The sequence below is a fragment of the Acinetobacter towneri genome, assembly GCF_017498585.1.
GTDB lineage: Bacteria > Pseudomonadota > Gammaproteobacteria > Pseudomonadales > Moraxellaceae > Acinetobacter > Acinetobacter towneri.
In genome coordinates this window covers 1,315,293-1,341,645 of record NZ_CP071766.1, presented here as the reverse complement: position 1 = coordinate 1,341,645, position 26,353 = coordinate 1,315,293, and the positions used below count along the sequence as shown (strand labels likewise).

Annotated in this window: 29 protein-coding genes; 11 read left to right on the top strand and 18 right to left on the bottom strand. The window is 41.3% G+C overall.

Going from position 1 to position 26,353, the window contains the following annotated elements; all coding sequences use genetic code 11:
* Positions 1 to 32: 32 nt before the first annotated feature.
* From J4G44_RS06400 to J4G44_RS06360, 9 genes are all read right to left on the bottom strand, one after another.
* Positions 33 to 1,088: an ArsO family NAD(P)H-dependent flavin-containing monooxygenase gene (locus J4G44_RS06400; RefSeq protein ID WP_373424807.1), complete on the bottom strand. Its 1,056-nt coding sequence runs from the start codon at positions 1,086 to 1,088 to the stop codon at positions 33 to 35.
* A gap of 240 nt (positions 1,089 to 1,328) precedes the next feature.
* Positions 1,329 to 2,201, bottom strand: a complete 873-nt coding sequence (locus J4G44_RS06395) for a SphA family protein (protein WP_004971953.1) — start codon at positions 2,199 to 2,201, stop codon at positions 1,329 to 1,331.
* 155 nt (positions 2,202 to 2,356) lie between these two features.
* Positions 2,357 to 3,277 carry a catechol 1,2-dioxygenase gene (gene catA / locus J4G44_RS06390; protein WP_004971957.1) on the bottom strand — a complete coding sequence of 307 codons (921 nt, stop codon included), beginning with the start codon at positions 3,275 to 3,277 and terminating at the stop codon, positions 2,357 to 2,359.
* A gap of 200 nt (positions 3,278 to 3,477) precedes the next feature.
* The gene (locus J4G44_RS06385; protein WP_004971960.1) at positions 3,478 to 4,539 is read right to left on the bottom strand and encodes an NADH:ubiquinone reductase (Na(+)-transporting) subunit F; all 1,062 of its coding nucleotides are present in this window, start codon (positions 4,537 to 4,539) and stop codon (positions 3,478 to 3,480) included.
* Positions 4,540 to 4,607: 68 nt separating this feature from the next.
* Positions 4,608 to 4,970 carry a phenol hydroxylase subunit P4 gene (locus tag J4G44_RS06380; RefSeq protein ID WP_104853300.1) on the bottom strand — a complete coding sequence of 121 codons (363 nt, stop codon included), beginning with the start codon at positions 4,968 to 4,970 and terminating at the stop codon, positions 4,608 to 4,610.
* A gap of 117 nt (positions 4,971 to 5,087) precedes the next feature.
* On the bottom strand, positions 5,088 to 6,614 hold the full coding sequence (locus J4G44_RS06375; protein WP_004971966.1) for an aromatic/alkene/methane monooxygenase hydroxylase/oxygenase subunit alpha: 1,527 nt from the start codon (positions 6,612 to 6,614) through the stop codon (positions 5,088 to 5,090).
* Between the two features lie 92 nt (positions 6,615 to 6,706).
* The gene (locus J4G44_RS06370; RefSeq protein ID WP_004971969.1) at positions 6,707 to 6,973 is read right to left on the bottom strand and encodes an MmoB/DmpM family protein; all 267 of its coding nucleotides are present in this window, start codon (positions 6,971 to 6,973) and stop codon (positions 6,707 to 6,709) included.
* A gap of 11 nt (positions 6,974 to 6,984) precedes the next feature.
* Positions 6,985 to 7,989: an aromatic/alkene monooxygenase hydroxylase subunit beta gene (locus J4G44_RS06365; RefSeq protein ID WP_004971970.1), complete on the bottom strand. Its 1,005-nt coding sequence runs from the start codon at positions 7,987 to 7,989 to the stop codon at positions 6,985 to 6,987.
* Positions 7,990 to 8,008: 19 nt separating this feature from the next.
* The gene (locus J4G44_RS06360) at positions 8,009 to 8,302 is read right to left on the bottom strand and encodes a phenol hydroxylase subunit (RefSeq protein ID WP_004971972.1); all 294 of its coding nucleotides are present in this window, start codon (positions 8,300 to 8,302) and stop codon (positions 8,009 to 8,011) included.
* Between the two features lie 417 nt (positions 8,303 to 8,719).
* Here J4G44_RS06360 and mobR point away from each other — a divergent pair, with 417 nt between their 5' ends.
* Positions 8,720 to 10,393, top strand: a complete 1,674-nt coding sequence (gene mobR / locus J4G44_RS06355; protein ID WP_004971974.1) for a phenol degradation transcriptional regulator MobR — start codon at positions 8,720 to 8,722, stop codon at positions 10,391 to 10,393.
* Between the two features lie 60 nt (positions 10,394 to 10,453).
* Here the strand turns inward: mobR and J4G44_RS06350 are convergent, their stop codons facing one another.
* From J4G44_RS06350 to J4G44_RS06330, 5 genes are all read right to left on the bottom strand, one after another.
* Positions 10,454 to 10,873, bottom strand: a complete 420-nt coding sequence (locus tag J4G44_RS06350; RefSeq protein WP_004971976.1) for a DsrE family protein — start codon at positions 10,871 to 10,873, stop codon at positions 10,454 to 10,456.
* Between the two features lie 258 nt (positions 10,874 to 11,131).
* Positions 11,132 to 11,629, bottom strand: a complete 498-nt coding sequence (locus tag J4G44_RS06345; protein ID WP_004971978.1) for a DUF2505 family protein — start codon at positions 11,627 to 11,629, stop codon at positions 11,132 to 11,134.
* Between the two features lie 165 nt (positions 11,630 to 11,794).
* The gene (locus J4G44_RS06340) at positions 11,795 to 12,079 is read right to left on the bottom strand and encodes a hypothetical protein (protein WP_096900962.1); all 285 of its coding nucleotides are present in this window, start codon (positions 12,077 to 12,079) and stop codon (positions 11,795 to 11,797) included.
* 12 nt (positions 12,080 to 12,091) lie between these two features.
* The gene (pnuC, locus tag J4G44_RS06335) at positions 12,092 to 12,670 is read right to left on the bottom strand and encodes a nicotinamide riboside transporter PnuC (protein ID WP_154320936.1); all 579 of its coding nucleotides are present in this window, start codon (positions 12,668 to 12,670) and stop codon (positions 12,092 to 12,094) included.
* 157 nt (positions 12,671 to 12,827) lie between these two features.
* The gene (locus J4G44_RS06330) at positions 12,828 to 13,322 is read right to left on the bottom strand and encodes a hypothetical protein (RefSeq protein ID WP_180064433.1); all 495 of its coding nucleotides are present in this window, start codon (positions 13,320 to 13,322) and stop codon (positions 12,828 to 12,830) included.
* A 281-nt stretch (positions 13,323 to 13,603) separates the two neighbouring features.
* Between J4G44_RS06330 and J4G44_RS06325 the strand changes: the two genes are divergently transcribed.
* Positions 13,604 to 14,071 (top strand): GNAT family N-acetyltransferase, encoded by a 468-nt coding sequence (locus tag J4G44_RS06325; RefSeq protein WP_131261606.1) that lies wholly within the window; start codon positions 13,604 to 13,606, stop codon positions 14,069 to 14,071.
* A gap of 101 nt (positions 14,072 to 14,172) precedes the next feature.
* On the opposite strand, the gene cysN is transcribed toward J4G44_RS06325, so the two are convergent.
* Complete coding sequence (gene cysN, locus J4G44_RS06320) at positions 14,173 to 15,789, bottom strand: sulfate adenylyltransferase subunit CysN (RefSeq protein WP_096900965.1); 1,617 nt, start codon at positions 15,787 to 15,789, stop codon at positions 14,173 to 14,175.
* Positions 15,790 to 15,933: 144 nt separating this feature from the next.
* Entirely contained in the window at positions 15,934 to 16,842 is a 909-nt protein-coding gene (gene cysD / locus J4G44_RS06315; protein ID WP_026438300.1) for a sulfate adenylyltransferase subunit CysD, read from the bottom strand.
* Positions 16,843 to 17,196: 354 nt separating this feature from the next.
* On the opposite strand from cysD, the gene J4G44_RS06310 reads away from it, so the two are divergent.
* The 3 genes from J4G44_RS06310 to J4G44_RS06300 all read left to right on the top strand — a co-directional run bounded on the left by J4G44_RS06310 (position 17,197) and on the right by J4G44_RS06300 (position 18,440).
* A complete protein-coding gene (locus tag J4G44_RS06310; protein ID WP_096900966.1) occupies positions 17,197 to 17,727 on the top strand; it encodes a hypothetical protein in 531 nt (176 codons plus the stop codon).
* A gap of 126 nt (positions 17,728 to 17,853) precedes the next feature.
* Entirely contained in the window at positions 17,854 to 18,162 is a 309-nt protein-coding gene (locus J4G44_RS06305; RefSeq protein ID WP_207973524.1) for a type II toxin-antitoxin system RelE/ParE family toxin, read from the top strand.
* Positions 18,159 to 18,440: a HigA family addiction module antitoxin gene (locus tag J4G44_RS06300; RefSeq protein ID WP_004971994.1), complete on the top strand. Its 282-nt coding sequence runs from the start codon at positions 18,159 to 18,161 to the stop codon at positions 18,438 to 18,440. Before J4G44_RS06305 ends, J4G44_RS06300 begins: the two co-directional genes overlap by 4 nt.
* Before the next feature lie 73 nt (positions 18,441 to 18,513).
* Here the strand turns inward: J4G44_RS06300 and lysS are convergent, their stop codons facing one another.
* On the bottom strand, positions 18,514 to 20,040 hold the full coding sequence (lysS, locus tag J4G44_RS06295) for a lysine--tRNA ligase (protein ID WP_096900968.1): 1,527 nt from the start codon (positions 20,038 to 20,040) through the stop codon (positions 18,514 to 18,516).
* A 316-nt stretch (positions 20,041 to 20,356) separates the two neighbouring features.
* On the opposite strand from lysS, the gene J4G44_RS06290 reads away from it, so the two are divergent.
* Positions 20,357 to 20,863, top strand: coding sequence for a YqiA/YcfP family alpha/beta fold hydrolase (locus J4G44_RS06290; RefSeq protein WP_026438299.1), 507 nt, complete (start codon positions 20,357 to 20,359; stop codon positions 20,861 to 20,863).
* Positions 20,864 to 20,973: 110 nt separating this feature from the next.
* Here J4G44_RS06290 and J4G44_RS06285 read toward each other — a convergent pair whose 3' ends face one another.
* Positions 20,974 to 21,516, bottom strand: coding sequence for an adenine phosphoribosyltransferase (locus J4G44_RS06285; protein WP_004972003.1), 543 nt, complete (start codon positions 21,514 to 21,516; stop codon positions 20,974 to 20,976).
* Positions 21,517 to 22,000: 484 nt separating this feature from the next.
* Here J4G44_RS06285 and rubA point away from each other — a divergent pair, with 484 nt between their 5' ends.
* The 5 genes from rubA (at position 22,001) to J4G44_RS06260 (ending at position 26,329) form a co-directional block, all read left to right on the top strand.
* Positions 22,001 to 22,165: a rubredoxin RubA gene (gene rubA / locus J4G44_RS06280; protein ID WP_004972007.1), complete on the top strand. Its 165-nt coding sequence runs from the start codon at positions 22,001 to 22,003 to the stop codon at positions 22,163 to 22,165.
* A gap of 72 nt (positions 22,166 to 22,237) precedes the next feature.
* Positions 22,238 to 23,416, top strand: coding sequence for an FAD-dependent oxidoreductase (locus tag J4G44_RS06275; protein WP_096900969.1), 1,179 nt, complete (start codon positions 22,238 to 22,240; stop codon positions 23,414 to 23,416).
* A gap of 56 nt (positions 23,417 to 23,472) precedes the next feature.
* Positions 23,473 to 24,411 (top strand): alpha/beta fold hydrolase, encoded by a 939-nt coding sequence (locus J4G44_RS06270; RefSeq protein WP_207973523.1) that lies wholly within the window; start codon positions 23,473 to 23,475, stop codon positions 24,409 to 24,411.
* A gap of 13 nt (positions 24,412 to 24,424) precedes the next feature.
* Positions 24,425 to 25,330 carry a LysR family transcriptional regulator OxyR gene (oxyR, locus tag J4G44_RS06265; RefSeq protein WP_096900971.1) on the top strand — a complete coding sequence of 302 codons (906 nt, stop codon included), beginning with the start codon at positions 24,425 to 24,427 and terminating at the stop codon, positions 25,328 to 25,330.
* A 363-nt stretch (positions 25,331 to 25,693) separates the two neighbouring features.
* On the top strand, positions 25,694 to 26,329 hold the full coding sequence (locus J4G44_RS06260; RefSeq protein ID WP_180060794.1) for a LuxR C-terminal-related transcriptional regulator: 636 nt from the start codon (positions 25,694 to 25,696) through the stop codon (positions 26,327 to 26,329).
* Positions 26,330 to 26,353 lie beyond the last annotated feature (24 nt).

Genomic DNA, 26,353 nt, shown 5'->3' with positions numbered 1-26,353 from the left:
TTTTAAACACAGTTTTTGTCACGTTAATGACTTTACGCTGTTGTCTGCAAATACGCAGCAATTTGCTCTGCCACATTCCGTGCGGTTCGGGAAACACCAATTAAAGTTGCCGAGGCTGCGCCTGTCCAATCGCCATAACCAACCAACCATAAATTTTGCTGTTGTAACGCTCGATTTTCTAACACATCGACTGTGCCTTGTGCATTAACCACATTCAAACTTTGTAAATGCGACAATGCTGCCTTAAAACCTGTGCACCAAATAATGGCATCAATTTCCTGTTCGCGCCCATCTGCCCAAACTGCACTATGTTCGGTTAAATAGTCAAATGGCGGCAGACCATGTAATACATCACGTTGCCGTGCTTCTTTGACACTTGGAATCATCACAATATCGCCCAAACCACCGATCGGTTGTTCAATACTGCGACCTTCCTGCTGGGCTTTTAAGCGCTCCGTGGCACGTAAAAATAAAACCCGTCCATCTACATCATCGGCTAAAAAACTTGGCGGTTGCTGTGTAACCCAAAAAGTTTCGGCCACTTTAGACACTTCTGCCAAAATTTGTGCGCCTGAGTTACCCCCGCCGACAATCATGACTCTTTTGCCCTGAAAAGCATTGGCATTGCGGTAATGAGCCGAATGAATTTGTGTGCCTAAAAAGCGTTCGCGTCCTGTATAAGCAGGAATAAAAGGCTGACTCCACGTTCCAGTAGCACTCACAGCGGCTTTGGCTCGCCAGCTTTGCTGTGCCGAACACACAATTAAATCATTGCCTTCCTTCAGGACTTTTTCGACCTGCACAGGACGCAGCACAGGAAATTGATAGCGTGTTTCATACGCTGTTAAATAGTCAATCACTTCTAATCGTTTCGGATATTCCTGTTCGGTTTTTGGCATTAACCAGCCGGACAAAGAACTCCATGTATTTGGAGAGAACAGCTGTAAAGAATCCCACGCATGTTGCCACGCACCGCCCGACTGCGTTTGATTATCCAAGATCAGAAAATTGATTTTTTGCCGTTTTAAAAAGTAAGCCGTGGCCAATGCTGCTTGTCCGCCACCAATAATAATTACATCGGCATCCATTATTTGATTCAAAATGGCTCTCCTGCTCGCAATACGCACCCTGTTGCTATGCCTAATCTTAGCGCATAAGTGCAACACGTGAGAGATTAAAAATTCAGTCCACCAAACTCAACTTATGGAAGCACGTAATTAGAAGCAAGCCATCTTGAAAAATGATGCTGCAAAAAAGCCAAGTCTTTCAACTTGACTTTGTTTTGTAAGATAGCTTGATGTGCAACACTGCAGAATCAGGTTCGGGCTTTAAAAAGCCCAAACCAATTTCAAAGTCGAAGAGTGTCCTTCAGGACGATGTTCCACTTCGGTTTCTTTCAAAAACTTTGCTTCCAAAGACCAATTATCACGTTTGTATTGAATCGCGGGACCAAAAGATAGAGCCTGTCCTTTATTGCCAATACTGACACCATTCACTTCATCATCTGTGGTTTGTTTAAATACATAACCTTCGAGTGCCAATTTGACTTGATCATTCAATTGATAACCGATTGCATAATCTCCAGCGAAATAATCCCCCGACTGATAATTTGTGTCGTCATTTTCACTGTTGAAGCTATAAGACATTTTGGTGGAAAACTCCCAACCTTGCGGCTGCAAATAAGAATACGCAAAGATAGGACGAATGGTGTTGTAGTTCTTACCTAAGTTGGCAACTACAGGACGTTGTGGATTGGCATCTTCATAATCGCCTGTTGCGAGCACACCTTCTAAAGCAGCTACACTGTGATGATTGCCTTTATGCCAACCCAACATGCTGCCAATAATCAAATCGCCCAAACCACTGTTAGAGTCTGACATGCCCATCACATTTAAACGCAAATCGACCAAAGGCTGTGCAGCATATAAACCCAACTGACCGCCTGCAATGTGTTGGGGGGTCATCCATACCAAACGTGGAATATAGACATTCACATCGGCATGGAAATTGTCTGGGCCGTCTTTAAACTCACTGGCATGATAGTTCTGATAGTAGTTGAGTAAGTATACCCCAGCTGGTGGTAAAGCCCCTGCTGCAATGCCTTCTGCGCCTAATCCAAATGTATCTAAACCGTTTTCTGTTGCATTGACGTGTGTCGCCATGACACCCAAAAGCATGAGTGCCCAAATTTTGTTATTCATAGAACATCCTATTCAATAGAAATTTTGATGAAGTCTGCCTGCTGCGCCTGAATCATTCATGCGCGAACAGCCGACTTTTAAGGGCAGCATCAACAAAGAACTTGCTGATGCTGTATTGGCGAACGTGTTAAAACTTTGTGTTTTAAGGTGTGGGATTAAGCACTTGCACGACGACGTTCAACTTCAGTCGATGGTGCATTTGCAGTGTCTTTGACTAATTCAAAGTTAAAGGTGATGTGCTTAAATGGTTTGTCTAAACCACGGCGCTGAATTTCTGCAGCATCGGTCACATCTACCGCTGTTGCAACCAGACCTTCACGGGTCGCAAATGCGAAGTCATCCCACAGGTATTGATCACCTTCAATGTTAAATTGCGTAGTGAGTTTGCGGTAACCTGGTGCAGAAATGAAGTAATGCACGTGAGATGGACGGTTGCCATGACGACCTAGTTTGTTTAATAAAGCTTGAGTCGTGCCGTCTGGTGGGCAGCCATAACCGACTGGCATGGTCGTTTGCGCCACATATTTACCATTGGCATCACTGAAAATAGTACGGCGTAAGTTAAAGTCAGACTGAGATTTATCAAAGAATGAATAGTTACCTAAACCGTTGGCATGCCAAACTTCGACTTTGGCATTTTCAATGATATTGCCATTGGTGTCAGTGACTGTACCTTCAATAATTAACGTATCTAAATGGTCTGATTCTGAACCATCATCCATACGCGCAAAACCGACTGATTCAGGCGCACCTGCAACATAAAGTGGCCCTTCAATGGTACGTGGTGTACCGCCTGTTACGCCTGCTTTGGCATCGGCTTCATCGGCACGTAAATCTAGATAATGTTCTAAACCCAAACCTGCTGCAAGTAAACCAAGTTCATTGGCTTTGCCTGCATCGGTAATATATTCCAGACCTTTCCACACTTCTGAAGGCTGAATGTCTAAATCTTCAATGGCTTGAAATAAATCTGCCACTAAACGCACCACTATTTGCTGCACACGCTGATCGACAGGGCGTGTAGCGGTGTCTACGTTCATTTCCTTCACTAAAGTATCAATTTGTTGACGGTCCATGTAACTCTCCTTGGCTATTTTGGCTTTGCTGGTTGTCGCATTGCTATTTTGGCTTTTGACACTGCCTTACTGTGTTGATGATGGTGTCAGTGCTGAGCTAAATGCCTCAACACTGACCGACTTCCTTGGAAACTTTTTATCTATTGCAATTCGATAGGCTCAGTACAATATTGCAGCACCTATCCACTTTTAAATATGTGTTAAATATGTTTAAACAATGCTGAACGTGACTGACCACTTGCACCATCGGCAGCACTCAAGAAGCGTTCAGTGTGAATATCACGCTCAAACAAACGGCTTTGCATTAAGGTCGAAATTGCTGCATCAATCATGACTGGTGGGCCGCATAAATAGGCTTTGTGTCCACCGCAACGCTGCTCAAAATAATCGGCAACCGCTTCATGCACATAGCCTGTAAATCCTGTCCAATGGTCTTCTGCTTTAGGTGCATTTAATGCAGGAATGTAGCGGAAGTTTGGATAGTCTTTGACTAACTGCTCAAACAGTTCTCGGTTATATAATTCCGCAACATCACGCGCACCTTGGAATAGGTAAATGGTGCGGGTATCACCCGACTCTAGTAAGTCTAAAATCATAGATTGCGGGCTAGATAAACCTGAACCACCTGCAATAAAAATCGCATCCTGATCATCCGATTTACGTACAAAGAATTGTCCGTATGGCCCTGAAATTTCCAGTGCGTCGCCTGCCGCAAGCTGCTCATGCACATAGGTCGTAGCACTGCCGCCCACAACATGACGAATATGCAATTCAATAATGCCGAGCTCGCTTGGTGCATTGGCAATTGAGAAGGCACGAGTGCCTTCAATACCCGGGAATTGCACGTTAATGTATTGCCCTGCCTGAAACTCCATCGGGCGGTCTAACTGCAAGCGCACACCTTTAATGGTTGGAGATAAGTCCTTTACCTCAAGGACTTTGGCCTGATAATCCTGAACCAAATATCCCAAGAAATCTGGGTCTTCATCAACATCGGCTTCAATGGTCATGTCTGATTCAGGCTTACAGCAGCACGCCAACACTTTGTGTTCTTCACGTTCCAAATCCATCAGCGCGAAAGGTGACGCTTCGCCGACATCATAATAACCATCGGTGACTTGGACTTTACAAGTGCCGCAAGTGCCATGCCCACAAGCAAATGGCAACCACACGCCTTGACGTAACGCGGCATCTAAAATGGTTTGATCTTCTTCAACCTCAATGGTTGTGCCAATTGGCTCAATTGTGACTTGATAGCTCATCTGCGACCTCCTGTCTTGTACTTACTGACTGTGCTTTGCTGTCTTTATTTTGTTGTGATCTTACTGTTTTAAACGTGTGCGCCCTTGTACCCATTCAGTCCTGGGGTCACAAAACGCAGTAGTGATTTTTGATCGAAGCCAATTTCTGCCAAGGTCTGTTCAGGGCGTGGCTGAATTACCTGTTTGTTTAAAGTAAATTGCACTTCATCCCATTTAATGTTTTCAAAGTCAGGATGTTGATGGAAACCCGCCTGCATTTGCTGATCCAAAAATTCCTGAAAGGTTTGCTGCGGCGAAACCAACATGGCGTGTGCAGAACAATATAAAGTGTGATGATCCCAACCCACATACACCAAAATGTTGTCGCCATAGTGTTTTTGTAGGTCGCGTGGTTCAAAGTCGTAATCTGGGCGAATAGCGCGTACTGACATGGTCATTCTCCGTATTGGGGTGGTTTGAGCCGCAAATGACTCAAACCGAAATCCTTTTAAATTTGAATCTTGAAATAACTTAAATTTTAGATATTTACTTTAGATAGTGAATGAGCGTTAAGCCGCATCACCTTTCCATTTTTTCCAGCGTTGCTGGTCTGGTGAACCTTCAATATCCAAGTTATCTGCACCGACATTGAAGCGATAATATTCGCGCAGCATGTTTTCCAAATCTAAGCCACCACAGTTGCCTTGTAGAATTTGGTTCACTGGCAACCATGCCTGCACATATTTTTCAGGTTCACGTTCAAAAATATCGTGACAACCATCTGAACAGGTGTGGTAACGCTCGCCTTTATAAACAGACTCACGATACGTAAACATGGTCGGATCGCCATCCATTTCGGTGAAAGTCATTGGCACTTGGCAAATTTGGCACAATTGCGGTAAGCCTGCGCTGTAGAAACGCTTGCCTTCTGCTTCCATCTTGCGTGCTAACTCCCACTTTGGACGGTAGTATTTGTCAAAGGTGTCTGGATATTTTTCAGATAACCAATCCATTTCCTGATCGGTTGGAATCCAAGTATGGAAACCTGCTGCATGACCGAAGTTATAGAAAATCCACCACGCTTGATGCGACACGTGTTCTTTTTCTTTGGTAATTACTTCTGAATATTTCGGCATACGAATACCGTAACGGCTCAAGTCTTTAAATAACGCACCGCCCGCTTCTTCAAAGTAGGTTTCCCACGCTTCTTTCCACGACATCACTTTGTTTGGCAGCATGTAGTCCATCATCATGCCAACTATAGATAACAGACGAGTCCCACGCCAGAACCACTTATCAATCCATTCCTGTACGATTGGCACGTTATCTTCGTGTTGTTCTAACAAGAATTTCACGATTTCTAGACCTAAAGTCATGTGACGTGCTTCATCGGACTGTGCACTAAAACCAAAGGTGACCGTTGCCATATCGCCATTGTGTGCTGCACCTGACATGAACGGTACGAACAACAAGTTGGTCAATACATATTCAAAGGCAAAGCTAATGGCTAACAAGAACTCAAACGGCCCTGCTGAACGCGCATCTTCAAAGAAAGATTTTGGTACAGACAAGTACCAAACGCGGTCATGCATGTGCGACCAATCCTGAAAACCATCAAAGAATTTGTTGTAATGGCTCATGGCATGAATTTGCGTCTGCACGTGACGTAATTCATCAATCGACTGCATTTGTGATGCGATACGTGCGCCTACACCACTGAACTGACGCCCTACATGTGCATAACCTTGGAATGCCTGATATTCAAGCGGAGTTACCGCAGTTAAAAACAGTTTGATGGCATTCAAATAACGCTCATTGGTCACGTTCATTTGACCGTTGTTTTGTGCAAAAGCATCAAAAATGGCGTAAAGTTTTTTCTCTTTTTCTGCCTGATACTTCCAGTAAGCATCCATGGTTAAACGGAATGGATCTTCCCATTTAGACCAGTCTGTAATTTTAATGCCTTCAAATTCTTCGTATGGAAAGGCTTCTTTGCGGTCTGCATAAGAAAAGTCCCAATCCAAGTCACGAGTAAGTGCGCGATAACGGTCTTTGGCATTCAGTTTTTTTGCTGGGGTTTTAACTTGTGAATTCATGCTCATCATCCTTAAATTTTTTTGCGGCAATCTATGCAGCAATATGTTCTGGCGGCACTGTACTCAAATTGGCTCAGTGCACATCCTTATTCCTAGTTCCAGTGCAAACGGAAACTGTCATCATCTTCTTCGACGTTGCCGCCCAACGTAATCATGTTGAGTTGTAAAGACTGAATATCCCAATCTTGTCCAAGTTTTTCAGATACCGTTTCTGCTTTAACAATCAGACCTGTTTCGCTTTCTACCCGAATCATGGCTGGCAGATATTGAATCGTGGCATCTGGGTTGTCTTCTTCAATCGCTTCAATGATGTAGCGCGACGTGTCATTGTCCTGTAATGCGAGATAAACCTTAGACATGCTGCTTCTCCTTAAGCCTGCAAAATTTGTTCGAGTTCGATGCCAATTTTTTTACTGCGTTCCAGCAGTTTTTGTTCTGCAATGTCGACTGCATCTGCAGACAACGCCTCAGCTGCCCACGCTGCAAATGCCGCTTTCACTTCAGGTAAATATTCGGCTAACCACTGGCTCAACAATTGTTTGTTATGTGCAGATTCTGCAGCTGCGGTTTTAAATACGCTGTCTGACCATTTGCGTAAATCTGCCATGGCTTCCTGCATAAATTCCATCAGCATCGCCAAGTCACGTGCTTGATGCTGTGCCAACCATTGATCAAATTGGGTGTAAACCAATTCGCTCATAAAGCTGTCAATCACCAAGTTTTGTAATAAAAACAGTTTGAAATAGTCCTGCTCGATCAAACTGGTTTCACACAGCTTGCGCAGTCCTTGCCATGCTTCATCCTGCATCCATGCTTGTTTGGCTGGAATTAAAGATTCGCCCGTGTTGCCATCGAGTGCCAAACCAACCCGTGAGATGTACTGCGCCATCCCTAAACGATCCATCGCAGCATAAATACAGGCTTGGGTCAGCACCGTGCCATAACCATAAGCACTGCCCGACATCATGTGTAAATTGGCAGTCTGTTCGATATGACGAAACGGCAAAAACAAGGCAATCACTTTGGCTTTGACATCTTCAGAAATATGCTCTGCCAACTGACGCTTTTCAAAAAAGCTAAAGTTACTTTCGGCAATGTCCTGCAAACGCGCACGATGCTGCACATAAGTTCCGTAATAAAACTGACGCGGGTCTTTAAATGCGTACCAATCCTGCATTTCAATTGCAGTATGGGTTTTATCATTTAAGGTTTTTTCAGGTTTCCACAGCGGACGATAGTGAAAGTTGGTTTCCGCCTGAATATCAAAACTGACTTCCTGATAACGGGTGGCTGGCTTGTTGCCAAAACGGCGCTCAATATAGGCATAGTTTTGACGAATTGGCTCAATACCCGCTGTTTTAATTTCTAAAGTCATCGCTTATCTCCTTAAGCATTCAGTGTTGATCTTCATGATCAATGTTGTATCGCTGTGCACCGACTAAAGTGTCGTGTTCAATGCCGTAACGCCATTTGTCTTCTTCAGCATCATTCACGGCTTGCTGTTGTTCGCTCATTTCCACCACTTGATTGGTTGCGCAGAACTCGCGGAATGCTTGCTGCGGTAACACCAACTCCACATATAAAGTGGGATCGTGAATGGCAAAGTCGAACTCGACAAATGCGGCATTAATATCGCCCGTTACCCGAATATATTTGGTTAAGGGCAATGCGCCTGTTGCATCCTTCATATTGTTCTCCTACAAGATCTGATTCATTCAGAACTTGCTTCAGTTGCTTCATGCATCTGTTGCTTACTTTTACTATTACAACAAGCGTGCCAACTTTATAAAAACATTGAAAAACAGCAACTTAAAAAATCTGAGTGTTTTTATAAGAATTTGGATTTCATGATTTGATGAATTTTGATGTTTAAAAAATTTAAGATTTCATGATTTGATGAAATACAGCCCGTACAGATACAAAAATTTACCCTTGGGCTTTATGCAATTCGCTTATGATAAAGACGGAATAAAAACAACAAAAACATATAGATACAACTAAATACCTTTAAGGTTTGGCATGATGCTGTTTAGGTATTATTGAATTTTCACGAATTTGCATAAGATGGCTAAACAGCCTCGAATTTAATGGATTAAACACGGCGCATGGTACGAGTAAAATACGACAGCAGCGGCAAATATGCAGGTCATCCTCAGGAAATTCACGACCTGCTTTCCAAACTACATTTTGACACTGAGCGTGGACAAATCTGGTTTGATGAATATCGCATGTTGCTGATGCATACCAGCATCATGGGCTATTTGCGTAAAGACCTTGCCAATATGATTGGAATGGAACGCACCAAACGCTTTTTTATTCGTTTGGGCTATCAGGCAGGTCTGAAAGATGCAGAAGTCACTACTAAAATGCGCCCAGGTTTAAATGAAGAACAGGCTTTTATGGCAGGGCCTCAAATGCACGGTATTCGTGGCATGGTGCAAGTTTCTGCCAATCAATTGATTTTAAATCAAAAGAAAAAACAGTTTTATGCAGACTTAAACTGGCATAACTCTTTTGAAGCCGATGTGCATGTTGAGCAATTTGGACTGAGTCACGAACCTTCCTGCTGGATGCTGCTGGGCTATGCTTGCGGTTACAGCAGTTTTGCCACAGGCATGACCATTATTTATCAGGAAGTGGAATGTAAAGCCTGCGGGCGTGAGCATTGCCGTATTATTGGTAAACAACTCAGTGAATGGGAAAATGCCGATGAGCTGATTCAGTTCATGTCGCCTGAACCGATGGAACAGGAACTCATTGCACTGCAAGCCGAATTGTATGAACTGAAAAAGTCGATTTATGCCACCAGTAAAAATGACTACAGCATGTTCAGCTCAGTCGGACAATCGGCGGCTTATCAACGGGTGTGTGACTTACTCAAAAAAGCGGCAGGTGCAAAAGTGTCGATTTTGCTGCAAGGTGAAACAGGGGTCGGGAAAGAAGCCTTTGCCCGTGGTGTGCATGAACTCAGTCAACGTAAAGAACATGCTTTTGTTGCGGTCAACTGTGCGGCAATTCCGCCTGAACTGATTGAATCTGAACTGTTTGGTGTTGAAAAAGGTGCATTTACAGGTGCACATCAATCACGCTTAGGTAAATTTGAACGCGCCCATGGCGGTACTATTTTTTTAGATGAAGTGATTGAACTTTCGCCACGCGCTCAAGCGGCTTTGCTGCGTGTGCTACAAGAAGGTGAAGTGGAACGCGTTGGAGATTCGCAAACCCGTCATATTGATGTTCGCGTGATTGCTGCAACCAATGAAGATTTAGAACAAGCGGTTAAAGCAGGTCGTTTCCGTGCCGATTTATATTACCGTTTAAACATTTTTCCTGTGCAGATTCCACCGCTGCGTGAACGCCGTGAAGATTTACCATTATTGGTTGCACATTTCTTAAAACGCTTTGAAAAAATGTATGACAAACAAATTCAAGGCGTCAGTGAAAAAGCCACTAACTTTATGCAAAGCTATGCGTGGCCTGGCAATATTCGTGAACTGGAAAACCTGCTCGAACGTGCGGTACTACTGACGGAAGATCAACAACTGATTAAACTGAATGCCCTGTTTCCGCAAATGCACAGCGACCATACTGTAGATGAGCAAGACAGCGTAGATTTAGACACGCTTTTAACCGAAGGTTTTGATTTAGAACAGCATGAGCAACAACTGATTATCACCGCGATGCAAAAAGCCAAACACAATGTATCTGAAGCGGCACGCTTATTGGGAATTTCCCGCGCTGCACTGGATTATCGTTTAAAAAAATACGCCATGCGCTAGAAATTCCGCAATAAAAAAGCCCTGTTTTTCAACAAGGCTTTTGCATTTCAAGCAGCCGAATTACCAGCTCAGTGTCTGAGTGCCTGGACGGAAAATTGCTTCACCCATAGCATCTGGATTGGCATATTTCAGACCTTTCATTAAGTCACCTTCAACAACACCGTACTGCTCCATACACATTTTGCAGATATACACATCACCACCTTTGGCGATAATACTTTTCAGCATGTTCTGATGCTCTGCATATTTATGTTCAAAGCGGTTAGATGCCAACATTACGCCTTGATCGACCAAATAAATCGTCAGTGGATGACCTTTGCCAAATTGGTTATTGCTCATGCCAATTGCCATTTTGGTGCGGTGCGCATCACTGCTGGTAAGCAAGACAAAAAGTGGATCTTTTTTGCTCTCTGCCATTGCTGGAGATAGACTGGCAAAGGTCAGCAAAACCGATAAACATAACAACTGAATCAATTTCATGGCAGAACTCACACTCAATTTAAATCTGGTCAAAATATTAGCATAATAAATATACTATATTTAAATAATAAATTAAGACGATAGTCTGTATGCAATAAAGCCAAGCACTAAACTTTTTCAAAAATCAAAAATTGATCACTGTAAAATGACCCCAGCATCAACAATCACAATTCAATACGTCCAAAAAACAAAGCGCCACCGAAAACGGCAGCGCCAAGCATGTATTTAAGAGCAATCTTTTCTAGTAGAAATGAAGGGTTAAGCCGCTAAATTTTTCTTGAGTTCATCTTCCACAATCCCAATTTCCAACTCACTGAAACGACGGATTTCCCCTTCTGCATGTTTTTCCAACATGCCGCCAATCAATGGCACTTTAACCTTAATTGTCCAGTTTAATTGAATATCAATTTTTTCATGGTTGCCTGTCACACTACGCTCGCCTTTAGCTTCTAAAGGCAAGTTTGCACCAAGCTCCACGGTAGAAGTAAGCGCCGTTAAATGGGTCACATCATTGCGTTTTAAACGAAATGCATCTTTTAATAATTTTTTAGCCATATCTGGAATATTCACATCTAAATTATAAGCACGGCGTAAAGTGTAAATATCACCGTTCTTTTTAGATTCTAAAATTTCCAAATTTTCACCAGGAATACGCTTGCAGACTGCTTCATGCAAAGCAACATCTGCCACTAAACGCTTAAATTCGTCAATTGAAACGCCATGAATGGTGGCGTTTACAGTAAATTGATGAGCCATTTGAGTTCCTTTTATTTTGTTTATTGATGGAGTAGGTCTAGCATCATCGTGCAATATAATTTGGCTGATGCTCAACGGGTATAAGCTGTTTTATATCCTAAATACAACTTTATTTTCAGGCTATTAAAATGTTTTTTCCGCCTGCTGTCATTGACTCTATTTTGTCTATTCTGTGTGAATGATGCCAAATTCAGCGGCATAGGTTTCATGGCTATAAATAGTTAAATAATGCCCATAAAATTCAATTTTGGCATAAAAATGTTCTGCGCCATCATCTAGTCCTGTGGAACACCATGTCGTCCCTTTGGGGAAATCATCTAACCACTGGGCTTGGTAAAAATCTGCAATCGAATCAAACTGTAAATAACGCTCAGGATACGCTAAAATATCCAATGCCAATAAATCAAATTGTTTAAGCTGCGCCTGTTTAAAATCAATTAAATTGCTCATCGCTACACGCCATCACACCGCAGAATGTGCCGCATGTTGTTGTCGGATTTTATGCCATTCACGCCAGCCCAAATAAGCAAGAACCACAAAACCTGCATATAACACAGCCGTTAACAGCAACTCTTTGTAAATAAACATGCCGATATACACCAGATCGACCACAATCCATAACACCCATGTAGCCAAGTATTTACGACTGGTCCAATAGGTTGCCAATAGACTCATAACTGCCAGTTGTGCATCCAATAAAGGCAGTGAAGCCTGCGTCCACCACTTTAAACTTAGCCCAAACAGTAAACCCAGTATGCTACTCAGTGCAATTTGCAGCCACATTTTAGAGAGTGGCAAGCTTTGAATGATGATATGTTGTTTTTGCTGCTGTGCAGTTTTCCACTGGAAAAAACCATAAACAGCCATGCCCATAAATAGGGTTTGTAATACCGTTTCGCCATACAATTGATATTCAAAGAACAAATAGGCATACAGCAAACAGGCAATAAAATTCACCACCCAGCAAGCTATATGTCGCTTAATGGTTAAGGTCACGCCTAAAACACTAATCAACACAGCAATGATTTCTAAAACTGACATTGATGCTGCCTATGTAAAAGAAAAAGGCATGATACCTCTTTTCGGGAAAATAGCGCAAAACTCAACATTTAACCAAACACTTAACTGACAAGAAGATGCTGCAATTAATTTTCAAGAAACCTCTGTAAAATCATAAACATAAAATCAGGCATGAAAATCAATCTGTTTGAAACTGCTCTGAATTATTGTATTTATGCTCTTGCCCAAAGCGGTCTACATGGGTAATAAAAACTCCGTATTTGCCGACAAAATATTCAAGGGATTGCTCGTAAAAACTCCAGTAAATTGACCACTCCCCCAAGTCTAACTGACGAATTTGCGTATGTGCTTTGGCAGGCATTTTATTCAGCACTTCTTGTTGAATAGTTTCGGCATCTTCAGGGTCACGACTAGATACTTTTAAGCTTAAAAATATTTCTGCGATATCATCAAATAATTGCTGTTCGTATTCGGCAACTTCTTCCACCACCTCTTCTACAGGGCGCGGTGCTTTGTGGGTAATCGGGTCTTGGACAATATTGGCAATATTGGCAATATTGGCAATATCTTGACAGCTTTGCTGAAAAGTACGATTAATTTTTATTTTGAACCAGACTTTCCAGACTGCATATACGGCAATCAACAACAAAATCCATAACAATAGTTTTGCCATCTTGGTCTTCGCTCTTATTTCAGGCGTTTCAATAAAGTATAACCATTTCAGGGCTTAGCGTCTATTCGCTGCTGCACGCTTCAACGCTTATGCTTTAACAGATGATTCCATCCATGCATCGCTAAAAAGTGCAATGCTCAATTACACAATGATACCGATTGCCTTAAAAATAGGACTTGTGCTGCAGTATAACGCAGTAAAACACAACAATTTTCTGCTATTTCTTTAAACACTTTTCGCTTCCAATAGAGCCTTGTTTTTATCTATCACCCTAAGCCTAGATGATTAGAGCTGCACAAATTCAAGATGTCGCCAATTTGGTTGCGGTATTACACGCCAGTATTCGCTCTTGTATTCAAGATCATCAACGCAATGAAGCCAAAATTCAGGCATGGCTAGAAAATAAAAGCTATGAAAATATTTTAATGCTGCTGCATTACAACAATTGTTGGGTCTATGTCTTACAGCATGTGGTGGTTGGCTTTATTATGATGAGTGATCGCGGGCAAATTTTACAACATGCCATTGCCCCCGAAGTACAACAACGCGGTATTGGTCAAGCCTTGTTATTTGAAGCAATAAGCGATTTAAAGCGCAAAAATGTATCGCACATGAGTGTATTTAGCACACAGACTGCTTTAAGTTTTTATGAAAAAAATGGCTTTGAAATACAACCTCAAAAAATTAGCTATGGGCACTTCACACCCATGCTCAAACATCTCAATGGCGAACCCTTAGAGCACACTTAAAAAACAAACTTTCCAATATAGTGAACGCACATAAAAAAACCGCTTTCAGGTGAAAGCGGTTTTTTGGGGATGTGGATTCGATTTTATAAACGAATCTAATTTTATAAGCGAACTAGGGCAATAATTTTTTCTGCCAGTTCTTCTGTAGCTGTCGCAGTCAACTCTGCATCTGCACCACTGTTTACATCACTAATGACCACAATGCCCGTTTCGCGGAGTAATGCAACCTGCGCAGCATCTAAACCTGCTTTGGCAATGGCAACAATACCCTGCTGAATCAGCAAGCTTTCAAGTGCTTGTGCCTGTTCAAGTGCTTGGCTTGGTACACATACCGCTGCAGGTTTTTGACCCAAACGTGCAGCACGGTCTTCGGCTGTTACAGGTGTACTGTGTGCAGTCCATTCTACGCAAGCTTCAACCATACCTGCGCCAATGGTCACGTTATTTAAACGATCAATGAAAATAAACGAACCCGTATAACGACTGTCTTGATAACGGTCAAATACCACAGGCGCATCAAATTCGATGGTGACATTGGCAATTGCATTCAGTTCAAGCTGTTCAACCTGCACCTGTTCCAAAGTATTCACATTGGTACGGTAATGAATGGCTGTGACTTTTGCAGGCACAGTTTGTGTACCCACTTTTAAGTTATACAGCTTGCCAATAGATAGTGGCTGATCAGCCATCCACACCACAGTGGCATTTACAGCACGTGAAATTTCAGGACGCACTTGATCTTCACGCACCAACACATTACCACGTGAAATATCAATTTCATCGTTCAGTGTTAGGGTAACTGCTTGACCTGCAATTGCATGTTCAAGATTGCCATCAAAAGTCACAATCTCTTTTACTGTCGAGCTTTTGCCCGATGGCAATGCCACAATGCGGTCACCCACATGAATATCGCCCAAAGCAATCGTGCCGCAGAAACCACGGAAGTCAAGGTTTGGACGGTTGACATACTGCACAGGGAAACGGAAATCATTTTGAGCCGAGTTACGGTTAATTTCTACCGACTCCAATGTTCCCATTAAAGTATCGCCTGTGTACCAAGGGGTATGCTCAGACTTGTTCACCACGTTATCGCCATTTAAGGCAGAAATTGGCGTGAAAATAATATTCGATGGTTTACGATCACCCAGTTGATTCACAAAGTTCGCATATTCCGTCTGAATTTCGTTAAATCGTGCTTCTGAATAATCCACCAAATCCATTTTATTGATAGCAACCACAATATTGTTAATGCCCAATAAACTAGAAATAAAAGTATGACGACGGGTCTGAGTTTGTACGCCATAACGCGCATCAATCAAAATAATCGCCAAGTCACAAGTCGATGCACCTGTTGCCATGTTACGTGTATATTGCTCATGCCCAGGTGTATCGGCAATGATGAACTTACGCTTTTCAGTAGAAAAATAACGATAAGCCACATCAATGGTAATGCCCTGCTCACGCTCGGCTTGCAAACCATCGACCAATAAAGCTAAATCAGGTGCATCGCCCGTAGTGCCGACTTTTTTCGAGTCACGAGTCACGGCTTGTAATTGATCTTCATAAATCAATTTTGAGTCATACAACAAACGACCAATTAATGTCGATTTACCATCGTCTACGTTACCGCAAGTTAAAAAGCGCAGTAGATCTTTGTTTTCGTGCTGTTTTAAATACGCCAAAATATCTTGGCTAATTAAATTCGATTGATGAGACATTGCTCAAAGCTCCACATATTTTTTAGAAATCGGTTTTTTAATCTTTAATCCCTCTAAATCTCCCTTTTATAAAGGGAGGCTTTGCTCCGCTTTTTATAAGTCCCTCTTTATAAAGAGGGGTTTGGGGAGATTTTTCAGGAGAGATTAGAAGTAACCTTCTTGCTTTTTCTTTTCCATCGAGCCAGCTTCATCGTGGTCAATCATACGACCCTGACGCTCTGAACTGGTTGCCAATAGCATTTCCTGAATAATTTCAGGCAAGGTATTCGCTTCTGATTCGACTGCACCCGTAAGTGGATAACAACCTAAAGTACGGAAGCGTACCGATTTCATTTGTGGAACTTCACCTTCTAGCAACGGCATGCGTTCGTCATCGACCATAATTAAAGTGCCGCTACGCTCAACGACAGGACGTTCTGCAGCCAAATACAACGGTACTAATGGAATACTTTCGAGGTAAATGTATTGCCAAATATCCAATTCAGTCCAGTTAGACAATGGGAACACACGAATACTTTCGCCTTTATTGACCTTGCCATTATACAAATTCCACAATTCAGGACGCTGATTTTTCGGGTCCCAACGATGTTTTGCATCACGGAAAGAATAAACACGTTCTTTGGCACGTGATTTTTCCTCATCACGACGCGCGCCACCAAATGCCGCATCAAAACCGTATTTATCTAAAGCTTGTTTTAAGCCTTGGGTTTTCATGATGTCGGTATATTTAGAACTGCCATGATCGAATGGGTTAATGTTGGCATCTACCCCTTCTTTATTTTGATGAACAATCAAGTCAAAACCGTGCTGTTTTGCCATGTTGTCACGGAAAGTGATCATGTCTTTGAATTTCCAGCCTGTATCCACATGTAACAGTGGAAATGGCAGTTTCGCTGGATAGAATGCTTTTAAAGCCAAATGCAACATTACCGCTGAATCTTTACCAATCGAATACAACATGACTGGATTTTCAAACTCGGCTGCAACTTCACGGATAATATGAATACTCTCAGCTTCAAGCTGTTTAAGATGAGTAAGTCTTTCCTGATTTATTGACATTGATCACACCAGATGTACTTAAACTTGTGTACGAATAACACAGATAGAATTTGATTTTCATTATAGTGACTTAGTTATGCAGACTATTGCTTGTTTTATTATATTTATATGCAAAAAGCTCATATAAAAGAAAACCAATAAGCAGTATAAGTTTTATTTAATCAATAGTTTATTCCATCATATATTGAAATTTAACGTCATTCTCGCTACGTTTGATACATACAAATCGCGCTTACAAGCTGCTCATTTTTGAATAACTTCATAGATTATTCATCTAATTCAGTGCTTCAAGCATGAACAAAAAATGCTTAAAGTAAAAACATATTTTTTTATTTTTAAGATGCTCCCATGCCACAGATTGAACAGATCAAATCCAAACTTGAACAGGCGCAGCTGGCTGGTTTTTTGTATCAGCACAGCCCTGAGCTACTCGTCCTACAAGAGCCTTTAAACGATGATGCTTCAATGCTGAATGTTTTTGTGCAACATGAACTCAGTGCAGATCAGATTGGGCTGCAATTTGGTTTGCGTTGCCGTGATCAACAACTCTCCTTTTTAATAGGCGTGACGCATAGCAATCAAGACCGCAGCTATGAAATTGGTGCGGGCAATTTAAAGGCCGAACAAAAAGCCTTTAACTTAATGTATGCATTTTATAATTATCCTAAAGGTTTTTATTTGGTAGATGTGCCTTTAAATGCAACCACGGCAGAACTGCATCAAGCGATTGAAACGCAATTATTTTCGCAAGAAAAACTGGATTTCTTAAACACTGCTATTAAAACCAACCCCATGGGTACACAAGTAACTTGGATGAAAGCGCATATTTTGCAGCAAGCTTTAGAGATGAAAGTACGGATTCAAACGGCGTTGTTATAAGCATCATCACTTTAAGTTTCTGCGGATTACGCAAGATGCACTTAAACCCCGCCAAAACTGGTTGATTGATTAAACTCGAAATTATCGTATACTGTACATATACACAATACACTTGGATACTAAGGCTTGATTAAGAGCTTTAAACATAAAGGTCTTCAGGCTTTTTTCCAAACTGGTTCAACAGCAGGTATTCAAGCAGCGCATTCTACAAAATTACGTTTAATACTTGCAGCACTACATGCTGCATCTACGGTGAATGATTTGCGAACTCCACCCAATTGGCGTTTACATAAATTGAATGGAAATCTACAAGATCAATGGTCACTAACAGTAAATGGTAATTGGCGTGTAATTTTTAAATTTGAAGATGGTGATGTCTACATTGTAGATTATTTGGATTATCACATAGCTTCTAGCGCAGGAGTACAAAGATGAATATGATGTTTAATGCACCTCATCCGGGCGAAATGTTGCGCGAATATATTGGTGAAACTTCTGTGACTGAAGTGGCTCAAGCACTTGGAGTGACACGTGCAAACCTATCTCGCATTTTGAATGGTCATACTGGAATTTCTGCAGATATGGCGATTCGTTTGAGTGAAGCCTTAGAAACCTCACCAGAGTTTTGGTTGAATTTACAAATGCAGCATGATTTATGGCTTGCCAGTCAACGCCAGCGACCTATGATCAAAAAATTGGTGGCAAGTGTTTAACTTTAAGTTACAACAAAAAAACAACCTGCATTTCTGCAGGTTGTTTTTTATGTCGTCAACGATGCGCTAAAACTTAGTTTTTATGACGCATGTGTGGGAATAAAATCACATCACGGATACTCGCAGCGTTGGCAAACAACATTACCAAACGGTCAATCCCGATGCCCTCACCTGCAGTTGGTGGTAAGCCGTATTCCAAAGCTTCAACAAAGTCTGCATCGTAATGCATCGCTTCATCATCGCCTGCGTCTTTTTCTGCAACCTGTGCTTGGAAACGCTCAGCTTGGTCAATCGGGTCATTTAATTCTGAGAAACCATTCGCCAATTCACGACCACCAATAAAGAACTCAAAACGGTCAGTAATGTGTGGGTTATCGTCATTACGACGTGCCAAAGGCGACGTTTCTGCAGGATATTCTGTAATGAAAGTCGGCTGACGTAATTGAGTTTCTACGGTTTCTTCAAACACGATGGTTTGTAGTTTGCCCAAACCAAAACCAGGCTTCACCTGTTCTTTCAATTCTTCCTGCACAAATTTAGCCAAGAAATCACGGTCATTAACATTTTCTGGCGTGAATTGTGGATTATGCTCAAGAATGGCATCAAACATAGAAATTTTCTTGAATGGGCCTTTGAAGCTATACACTTCATCGCCATACGGCACATCGGTAGTACCCAAAATATCCAAAGCCAGTTTTTCTAGCATTTGCTCAGTCAATGCCATCAAATCTTTATAGTCGGCATAAGCTTGGTAGAATTCGATCATGGTAAATTCAGGGTTATGACGTGTAGACACCCCTTCATTACGGAAGTTACGGTTAATTTCAAACACACGTTCAAAACCGCCAACCACTAAACGCTTTAAATATAATTCAGGCGCAATACGCAAGAATAACGGCATATCTAAAGCATTATGATGCGTTTCAAATGGACGTGCCGATGCACCGCCAGGAATCACATGCATCATTGGCGTTTCAACTTCCATAAAACGCTGTTCAGTTAAAAATGCACGAATACCCGAAACCACTTTGGCACGAATTTCAAAGGTTTTACGGGTGTCTTCATTTACGATTAAGTCTAAATAACGCTTACGATATTTCGCTTCGGTATCGCTTAAACCATGATATTTGTCTGGTAATGGACGTAAAGATTTGGTCAACAATTCAAAATGTTGAATATGAACATATAAATCGCCTTTGCCTGAACGACCAATATAGCCTTTCACTGCGATAATATCGCCCAAATCTAGGCTCTTGATCGTCTCTAATGTTTCAGCACTAAGTTCTTTACGCGCCACATACAACTGAATACGACCTGTCATGTCTTGAATTACGATGAATGAACCGCGGTTCAACATCACACGACCTGCTACAGACACATACACTTTTTCGCCTGCTTCAATTTCTTCTTTAGAAACTTCTGCGAATTGTGCCTGCAAATCTTCTGCGTAGTTTTCACGCTTAAACGTATTTGGCCAAGGGCTAGTTCCCTTCGCCTGCGCTTGTTCTTGAATTTGCTTTAACTTGGCATGACGCTGCGCAATTAAATCGTTTTCGGAAATAGTGGGTTCAGAAGTCGATTGAGCGTTATGTTGCGTCATCTCTGCCTCGAATAATTACTAAAAAAAGAAGTTCAATAGAATAGCAGATTTAGACACGATTTCGTATGCCTTCTCTGACTCGAGCAATTTATTTTTTAAATTGCCACTTGCTTTTGTGATTTTTTGTAGACTTAGACCAAAAGCTAACTTCTTTCTCAGGCTAAGCGCACTACAATATTGTTCAGAAAATAGATGAAAAAGACCGTATTTTGCTGTTTTTAAACCTGCTTATGTATCAGTCTAAATATTTTATTTTCTATCCACTTTATCTTTAGGCTCAGTTTGACTCAAGATGTTTAACTTTGTGAATCTGACAATGAATACATGTGCTTTAAAAGTCTTGTTTTTACATGGATTAGATTCCTCGCGGGAGTCGACTAAATTCCATGCCATAGATGCAAAACAAAAATTTTGTATCAATGTCGATTATCGCAACTTAAATTATCAAACTGTTGCCGATTTTTATCACAATATCATTCAAAAAATTAAGCCTGAAATTTTGGTGGGACATAGTCTAGGCGGCTATTGGGCACTCAAAATGTCTTTGTCGCACCATATTCCGTGTGTGGTGGCAAATCCAAGTTTAGCTCCCACGTTTCGCAATGACTATCCTGCAATTTCAGATGATGACTTGCAGCACGATATTCCACAATTGGCTTATTTAGAATTGGGCGATGAAATTTTGGATATGCATGCCGCGCAAGCATTTTTAGAAAACTATATGCAGACCTCTACTTTTGAGTCTGGGCATCATCGCTTATTGCATCCAGAAAATATTAATTCTTGTATTCAGCAAATCGAACAAGCTTATCTTGCCAAATAAAGTCAAAGCTATCCATTAAAAATAATCAATTAAACATCACCCATTAAAAAAGCCTGATCACAACTATGGAGATCAGGCTTTTTTACAGCAGTTACAATAACTTAAAAGGATTAAGCCACTGCTTGTTCTGGTTTAGATTTATTGTCCAATACGGACCAAATATCTAAACCTAAATTTTTGTGTAAATCTGGTAAGTCTAGGAAAATGCTTGCACCTAAAACTTGATGATTACATTTTTCAGCCAATTGTTTCACTGCTTTTAAAGTGCCACCTGTCGCCAATACATCATCTACAATAATGACTTTTTGCGCTTGCACATCGGCAGCCATTTCTAAACGGTCTAAACCGTATTCTAAGCTATAACCCACACCCACAACTGGTGGTGGCAATTTACCTGCTTTACGCACAAGTACCAAACCTTTGCCTGTACGCTGTGCCAAAAGGCTCGCCAATACAAAACCACGTGCTTCTACTGCAATAAAGCTTTCAACTTCAGCTAATTTTTCTGCAGGAATGCTGGCAATTAAAGCATCTGTTAATGAATCCAAATTATTCATAAACAAAGGCGTTAAATCATAAAAATCTACGCCTGGTTTTGGAAAATGAGGAACTGTACGAATATGCGACCACAAAAAAGTAGACAAATTGCTCATGGAAGATCAGAAATGTGACTAAAGAATGGTTGAATTTTACCGTTTATTTTCACATAAGGCTAGTGATCGAATCGGCAAGACTGCCATCAATCACGCATCAAAACACTACAAGGTTTTGATTTTTATAAACTTTAATATACTTAAAAATATTAATATATATTTATTCCATAATAAAATAGCAAAAATATAAGACTTTTACTGTACGACCAAGGTCTTAAATGGCATTTAAACGCATAAAAACGTGATTTTTCCTGCAGCCATTCTCTCATTACAATGCCGTATCTATATCAAAAGAGGTCTTTTCTGCGCGGTTATGTCCCATGCAGCTATTCATTCTATAAAAGCACAGATTAAAATCGCTTATTTACTTTACTTTAGCCGTATAACTGCGTAAAAATTTAATCAAATAGATATATCATACAACTAGTCGTAGATAAGTTTTTTGCTGATCTGGAAATTTAAAGATCGGTTTATGGAGAATTGAATGAAAAAGTATCAATGCATCGTTTGTGGATGGATTTATGACGAAGCAGAAGGCTGGCCTCAAGATGGTATTGTGGCAGGTACATTATGGGAAGATATTCCTGATGACTGGACTTGCCCAGACTGCGGCGTTTCAAAAGCTGATTTTGAAATGATTGAAGTTTAAGACCACGAAAAGACCATGTCCGATGGTCTTTTTTTAACGCCAATTTCTATGCCCTCATTTGGAGTTCACCTTATGCATCCTATCGTTATTATTGGTTCAGGCATGGCAGGTTATACTGTTGCACGCGAGTTTCGTAAGCTAAATGCAGAACAAGAGTTAGTCATGATTTGTGCAGATGATGCTGCCAATTATGCCAAACCAACTTTATCTAACGCATTGGCGGGCAATAAAGCCCCTGCTCAAATTGCATTGGGCGATGCAGCTAAAATGGCAAGCCAACTCAATATGCGTATTGAAACCCACACTTGGGTTAAAGCAATTGATGCAGAAGCGCATGTACTTGAATTAGAAAAAGAGGGTGTAAGCAGCCAACAACCTTATTCTAAATTGGTTTTGGCAGTGGGTGCGAATCCTGTACGTTTAGCCATTGCGGGCGATGGCAGTGATGACATTCATGTGGTAAATAATTTAAGTGATTACACCGCATTTCGCCAACAGCTTGAACAACGTCAAGACAAACGTGTGGTGATTTTAGGTGCAGGTTTAATTGGTTGTGAATTTGCCAATGACTTGCAGCAAACAGGACACCAAGTCACGGTGATTGACCTTGCACCACAACCACTAGGTCGTTTATTGCCGGATTATGTAGCCAGTGCTTTTAAACAAAACCTAGAAGAAACGGGTATCCATTTTGTATTGGGTACAACCGTTGAAAAAGTTTCGAAAATTAAAAATGACGACTATTTAGTGACCATTACCAGTGGTCAGTCTTTAATTGCCGATGTGGTACTGTCTGCCATTGGTTTACAACCAAACATTGCTTTGGCTAAAACAGCAGGCATCGAAACCAGTCGTGGGGTCTTAACCAATGCGCAACTTGAAACCAGCCAAGCTGATATCTATGCAGTAGGTGACTGTGCGGAAGTGAATGGTATTTTATTGCCGTATGTGATGCCAATCATGCAGCAAGCACGTGCCTTAGCCAAAACCTTAAATGGTGAAACTACTCAGGTACACTACCCTGCCATGCCTGTTGCAGTGAAAACACCTGCTGCACCACTGACCGTTTTACCTGCGCCACTAGGGGTAGATGTCAACTGGCATACCGAAGAATTTGACGATGGCATGATTGCCAGAGCCTATGACCAAACCGATACCTTACGTGGCTTTGTCCTATTAGGCGCAACAGCGGCCAAACAACGCTTGAGTTTGACCAAATTAGTGCCAGACTTATTGCCTGTATCGGAATAAAATAAAAACAATAAAGGGCGATTGATTTCGCCCTTGCCTGACATGAGGATCACAACATGAATAGTGCACTTCAGTTCACCACATCGCCCTATACGGCATTTATGCACGAAACCAAAGTCGATTTAGGCAACGGAATTCAGCTGCATGTCGAAGTGGGCGGCAAAACTGAAGATCCACCTATTTTGCTGATTATGGGTTTAGGCGCACAAATGTTGTACTGGCCCGATTTCTTTTGTAAATCACTGATTGATCACGGCTATCGTGTCATTCGCTATGACAACCGCGATATTGGTTTGTCATCCAAAATTCGCCACAAAGGCCCGCGTCTGAACACCTATAAAATGATGGGGCGTTTTAGCTTAGGTCTGCAAAACCACGGTGCGCCTTATAACTTATTTGATATGGCGGATGATGCTGCATTGCTATTAGAGCGCTTAGGCATTGAAAAGACCGAGGTGATTGGTGCTTCTATGGGCGGCATGATTGCACAAATTTTGGCAGCCAAATATGCAGATCGCGTGAATAATTTAGGCTTATTATTTACCAGTAATAACCAGCCTTTTTTACCACCACCATTTCCGAAACAACTGTTCAGCTTGCTAGAAAGACCAAAATCACAAGATGAAAATGGCATTGTTGATCATAGTTTAAAACTATTTAAGGTGATAGGCTCACCTGGCTATGTGAATCAACTCGAAACGATGCAAACTGCACGCAAATTATATCAGCGAAGTTATTACCCTGCGGGTGTACTTCAACAGTTTTTAGCAATATTATGTACAGGCTCGTTGCTACAACTGGACAAACAAATTCAGCAACCTACCCTTGTGGTACATGGTTCGCAAGATCGTTTGCTCCCACCAGGGCATGGTAAGGCTGTTGCGAAAGCGATTCCGGGCGCTAAGTTTGAATTAATCAAAGGAATGGGGCATGATATTCCTCCACACTTTATTCCTCATCTTAGCGAACTGTTTGCTCACCACTTTAAATCATAATCATTAGGACACTATGGCTGCATTACCATCTTTAAGACAGCTGTCATACCTCGTTACACTGTCTGAAACGTTACATTTTACAGAAGCGGCTCGCCGTTCTTTTGTAACTCAGTCGACTTTGTCTGGCGGGATCATGGAACTGGAGCGCCTGCTTGGCGGCGTACTGGTAGAACGTGATCGACAGAATGTACGTTTAACCCCATTGGGTGAACAAGTCGTAGCACGCGCCCGTGTTCTGTTAGCAGATGCACAGGACTTAATGCGTTTAAGCCGTGAAATGAGTGAGCCTCTCACAGGTGATTTACACTTAGGCGTGATTCCAACCATTGCCCCATTTATTTTGGCGCAACTGTTAGATGAAGTGCATAAGCAGCTACCTAAAATTCAATTGCATTTACACGAAGCGCAAAGTGAAAAAATTGTCGAAAAACTGGAACACGGCAATTTAGATATGGTGGTGTTAGCCCTGCCATTCGATACGCGTGGTTTGAAAGTGGCTGAAATTTCTAAAGAAGATTTGTTCTTGGTTTATCACAAGGGCGATCAAAAATCGGCGCAGGCCAATTCTTTAGATGATTTGGATTTATCGCGTTTAATGCTGCTTGAAGAAGGTCATTGCTTACGTGATCACACTTTAAGTGCTTGCCCGATTGGTGAACGCAAAAACGATCATCGTTTAAAAGCCAGCTCTTTGCCGACCTTGGTTGAAATGGTGTCTGCAAATTTAGGCTTTACCCTATTGCCTGAAATTGCAATTCATAATGCCATGATCAAATCGAATCCAGATTTACAGATCAAAAGTATTGAGGCTGCACCAAGCCGTACTTTGGCTTTAGTGACGCGTAAAAGCACGCCATTACAAAGTGAATTTGACGTTTTGCTGCAGATTTTACAGAAAATCACTCAAAACGCAGTCTAAATTTAGACACACGATCCAACATTTCATTAAGGAGCCAACATGGCTCCTTTTTTATTTTTCGTTCAAAAATGCGTATTGTTTTTGCAGTTCACTATGATTTAAGTGACTTATAAATATGAATAAGTTTTAAAATGTGAGATTCATCACAAATTCAACAATTCACTCTTACAACTGAACGAAAGAACGGTATCGAGTTACATTACTCACGTTTTCAACACATTTCAAAAAAAATATTCAGCAACAATTACTTATATTTACCATTTTTATATAAAAATCACTATATTTAAGGATATTCAGTTACAGCAATATCACGCACAATCTATTTATCAAAATTATTTATAGAACAGCACAGGAGTAATTGCCATGATTCACAGAGATCTCATTTTACCTGTACCTGTTCTGCTGATTGATGATCAGGTAGAAGCACTAAAAAATTTAAGCCACATTTTACAAAATTTTGGCTACCCTAAAGAGGTTTTGCTTTGTAGCTCATCGCTCGCAAATGCAGTGTTGATGGTGCAGCAACATTTACCTAATTTGGTATTTATCAATTTACAGTCTTGGTCAAAAGCTCAAATTGATTTTATTCAAAATCTCAAACATTTCCGTAAAGACACCTTAATTGTGGCAGTGCTGCCTTCCAGTATGCCCAAACAATTGCTACAAGCCATCCATTTAGGCATTTCAGCCTATGTCTTTAGCGACCAATCTGCTACAGGCATGCAAAACCAGATTCGCACTATTTTACGTGGTGGCTCACCGCTAGATGTCAACTTGGCCAATGAAATTTTAGCCTGCGAACAATCCATTGTCGCACATGGCCATTCTTTGGCACTCTCTAAAACTGAACATGAAATATTGGCGCTTTCAGGACAAGGTTTGCCCTCACAACAAGTCGCAACCAACTTGCATGCTTCGGAACAACTGGTGCATGGTTATGTGAAAAGTATTTATCGGAAAATTATGAATGCGGATGATGCGATGTGCTGTTTTTCTTAAGCTGATCAATATAAAAGATAAATC